Here is a 4,164-nt window from a genome sequence, read left to right on the forward strand (position 1 = left end):
GAGTCCGGAGTACTGGGCGGAGCAGATCGTGCGGCCGGTCCGTTTCCACGACGCGGCCCTGACAGCCATCGGGGACCTGGGGGCGGTCCGCTTCCTCGAAGTAGGGCCGGACCCCGTCCTGTCGGCCCTGGTGGAACCGGCGTTCGCCGCCTCGGCACTGCGCAGGCAGCAGCCGGAGCCCGACGGCATCCTGCACGCGGTCGCCGAACTGTACGTACGCGGCACCACCGTCGACTGGTCGGCGGTCTTCGAGGGAACCGGCGCCCACCGCGTCGACCTGCCCACCTACCCCTTCCAACGTCGGCGTTTCTGGCTGCGTGGTGCGGGCTCGGCCGGTGACGCGCGCGGCCTCGGGCTCGGTGCCTCGGAGCACCCGCTGCTCGGCGCGGCCGTGCCCGTCGCCGGTTCGGACGCCCTGCTGCTGACCGCCCGGCTGTCCACGGCAACCACCCCGTGGCTCGCGGATCACGTCGTCGGCGAGACCACTGTCGTCCCTGGCACGGCCTTGATCGAACTGGCCCTGGCCGCCGCCGAACGGGTCCGCTGCGAGCGCCTGGACGAACTCGCTCTTCAAGCCCCGTTGATCCTCCCCGAGCGCGGTGCGGCACAGATTCAGATCGCCCTCGACGCCCCTGACGACACGGGAGTCCGCGCGCTGCGGCTGTACGCCCGGCCCGACGGTGACGACTCCGATCAGCAGTGGACCCTGCACGCCACCGGTACGGTGAGCTCCGGAAGGATGGCCCACGAACCGTGGGACCTGCGGGCCTGGCCGCCGGCCGATGCGGAACCGATCGACGTGACCGGCCTGTACGACCGGTTGGCCGACGCCGGACTGCGCTACGGCCCCGCCTTCCGCGGTCTGCACCGTGCCTGGACCCGCGGTGAGGAACTCTTCGTGGAGGCGGCGCTGCCGGAGGAACCGGCGGCCGAAGCGAGCGCGTTCGGGCTGCACCCGGCGCTGCTGGACGCCGTGCTGCACGCGCTCGCGCTGCGGACCGGCGAGAACCAGGGAGCGCTCCTGCCGTTCGCGTGGTCGGGAGTGTCCTGCGAGGCAGTCGGCACGAGCCGAGTACGGGTGCGGATCAGTCCGCGCGGTGCCGACGAGTACGCCCTGCGGCTCGCCGACGCCGAGGGTGAACCCGTGGCGGGGATCGAGTCGCTGGCGCTGCGTCCGGTCGCCGTGGCGGCGCTGGCCGCGCAGGGCGCGTCGGCCGGTACGGAGAACCTCTACCGCGTGGAGTGGGTGCCGGGCGAGGAGGAACCGGCCGATGACGCACCCAGCCAGGTGACCTTCCTCCGCGCCCCGGAGATCCTCGACTCCTGGCAGGCCGCCGGGCTCACCGTCACCGCCTGCGAGGGCGAGGTCTCCGGGACGGTCTTCCTGCCCGTGCGCCGGGAAGCGGGGACCGCAGCGGTCGACGAGGTGCTGGCCGCCGTACAGCAGTGGCTGGGTGAGGAGCGGTTCTCCGCCGCGCGTCTGGTCGTGGTGACGTCCGGCGCCGTGGCCGTCCGGGACGGCGAGACGCCCGACCTCGGTGGGGCCGGGGTGTGGGGTCTGGTGCGGTCGGCGATGAGTGAGCATCCGGGCCGTTTCCTCCTGGCCGATGTCGATGGTGATGCCGCTTCGTACCGGTCTTTGGTGCGGCATGTTGGCGTCGGCGGGGAGCCGCAGCTGGCGGTGCGTGGCGGCGAGGTGTGGGTGCCGCGTGTGGTGCGGATGGCGGGGGACGGGGTGCTGGTGCCGCCGGTGGTGGCGCCGGGCATGTCGTGGCGGATGGAGGTCGGGCAGCGGGGCCGGCTGGACGGCGTCACCCTTCTTCCGGAGGAGCCGCGGCCGCTGGGGCCGGGGCAGGTGCGGGTCGGGGTGCGGGCCGCGGGGGTCAACTTCCGCGACGTGCTGAACGTGCTGGGCACCTATCCCGGGGATGCGGGCCGGCTGGGGCACGAGGGTGCCGGGGTGATCGTGGAGGTCGGCCCCGGGGTGTCGGGTCTGGCGGTGGGGGACCGGGTGATGGGGCTGCTGGACGGGGCGTTCGGTCCGGTGGCGGTGGCGGATGCGCGGATGCTGGCCCCGGTGCCGGAGGGGTGGTCGTTCGAGCAGGCCGCGAGTGTGCCGATCGTGTTCCTCACGGCGTATTACGCGTTGGTGGATCTGGCCGGGCTGGCGGCGGGGGAGTCGGTGCTGGTGCATGCCGCGGCCGGTGGGGTGGGCATGGCGGCGGTGCAGCTGGCCCGGCATCTGGGGGCGCAGGTGTATGCGACGGCCAGTGAGGCGAAGTGGCCGGCGGTGCGTGAGCTGGGGGTGGCGCGGGAGCGGATCGCCTCTTCGCGGACGACCGCTTTTGCGGAGGTGTTCGGGTCGGGGGTGGATGTGGTGCTGGACTCCCTGGCGGGGGAGTTCGTGGATGCGTCGTTGCGGCTGGTGCGGCCGGGGGGCCGGTTCGTGGAGATGGGCAAGACCGACATCCGCGATGCCGAGCAGGTCAGGGCCCAGTACGGCATCGCCTATACCGCCTTCGACCTGATGGACGCGGGCCCGGAACGCATCGCCTCCATGTGGGCGGCGCTGCTGGAGCTGTTCGAGCAGGGGGCGCTGCGGCCGGTGCCGGTGACCGCCTATGACCTGGCGCGTGCGCCGCGGGCGCTGCGGCTGCTGGGGCAGGCCAAACATGTGGGCAAGGTGGTGCTGAGCGTGCCCGGGCCCTGGCGGGGGCCGGGGACGGTGCTGGTGACCGGTGGCACCGGCGGGCTGGGCGCTGTGGTGGCCCGGCATCTGGTGACCGTGCACGGGGTGCGGGATCTGCTGCTGGTCTCCCGCCGCGGCCCCGACGCCCCCGGCGCCGGGGAGTTGCTGGCCGAACTGGCCGCACTCGGCGCCCGGGCGAGGGCCGTGGCCTGTGACGTGAGTGATCGCGCCGCTCTGGAGGCCGTTCTGGACGGGGTGCGGCTGAGTGGTGTGGTGCATGCGGCGGGGGTGCTGGACGACGGGCTGGTCGCCGATCTGACGCCGGAGCGGCTGGCCCGGGTCCTGGCGGCGAAGGCCGAGGCGGCTGTGCATCTGCACGAGCTGACGGCCGGGCGGGACCTGGAGGCGTTCGTGCTGTTCTCCTCCTTCGCGGGGGTGGTGGGCAATGCGGGGCAGGCCGCCTACGCCGCGGCCAACGCCGTGCTGGACGCGCTCGCCACCGCCCGCCGGGCGCAGGGCCTGCCGGCCGTGTCGCTGGCCTGGGGGATGTGGGAGACCGCCGAGGGCATGGGCGGCACCCTGGCGCCGGCGGAGCTGGAGCGCATGGCCCGCCAGGGCTTCCCGGCGCTGGCCACGGACGAGGCGCTGGCCCTGCTGGACACCGCCCTGCGCGTCAACGAACCCGTCACCGTCCCCGTCGCCCTGCGGACCACCGCCCTGGCCGCGACCGGACGCGAGGCCCTGCCCGCCATCCTGCACGGTCTGTTGCCTACCGCCGACCGTCGACGCCGCGCTGCCGGGCAGTCGGCCCTTGCTTCCGGTAACGCCCTGGCTCGCAGGCTTACCGCTCTCCAAGCCGCCGAGCAGGAGCGGCTGCTGCTGGACCTCGTCCAAGCGCAGGTGGCTGCGGTGCTCGGTCACGCCTCGGCAGCGTCCGTCGATCCGGCCCGCGCCTTCAAGGACCTCGGCTTCGACTCGCTCACCGCGGTCGACCTGCGCAACCGGCTGAACAGCGCCACCGGGATCACCCTTCCCGCCACCCTCGTCTTCGACCACCCGACCCCCACCGCACTCGCTGGCTACCTGCGGACGCAACTGTTGGGTATCGCGAGCACGGGGGTCGATGTTCCGGCGGCCGGCACTCGTACGCGGGCGGCTGTTGACGAGCCGGTTGCGATTGTGGGGATGGGGTGTCGGTTCCCGGGTGGGGTGGATGGGCCGGAGGGGTTGTGGCGGTTGGTGGATGAGGGGCGGGATGCGTTGTCGCCGTTGCCGGGGGACCGGGGCTGGGATCTGGGTGCGGTGGCGGAGGTGGCCGGGGCGGGGGTGGCCGGGTTTGTCGAGGGGGTGGCGGGTTTTGATGCGGAGTTGTTCGGGATCTCGCCGCGTGAGGCGTTGGCGATGGATCCGCAGCAGCGGCTGCTGCTGGAGACGGCGTGGGAGGCGTTGGAGGACGCCGGGATGGATCCGTTGTC

1 protein-coding gene is annotated in these 4,164 nt (G+C 73.5%); it reads left to right on the forward strand.

The genetic code is table 11. From position 1 onward, the window contains the following. On the forward strand, window positions 1-4,164 hold a 4,164-nt coding region (locus ABD363_RS32255), incomplete at both ends, for an SDR family NAD(P)-dependent oxidoreductase (protein WP_344610009.1).

It is taken from the genome of Streptomyces glaucus (assembly GCF_039533365.1).
GTDB lineage: Bacteria > Actinomycetota > Actinomycetes > Streptomycetales > Streptomycetaceae > Streptomyces > Streptomyces glaucus.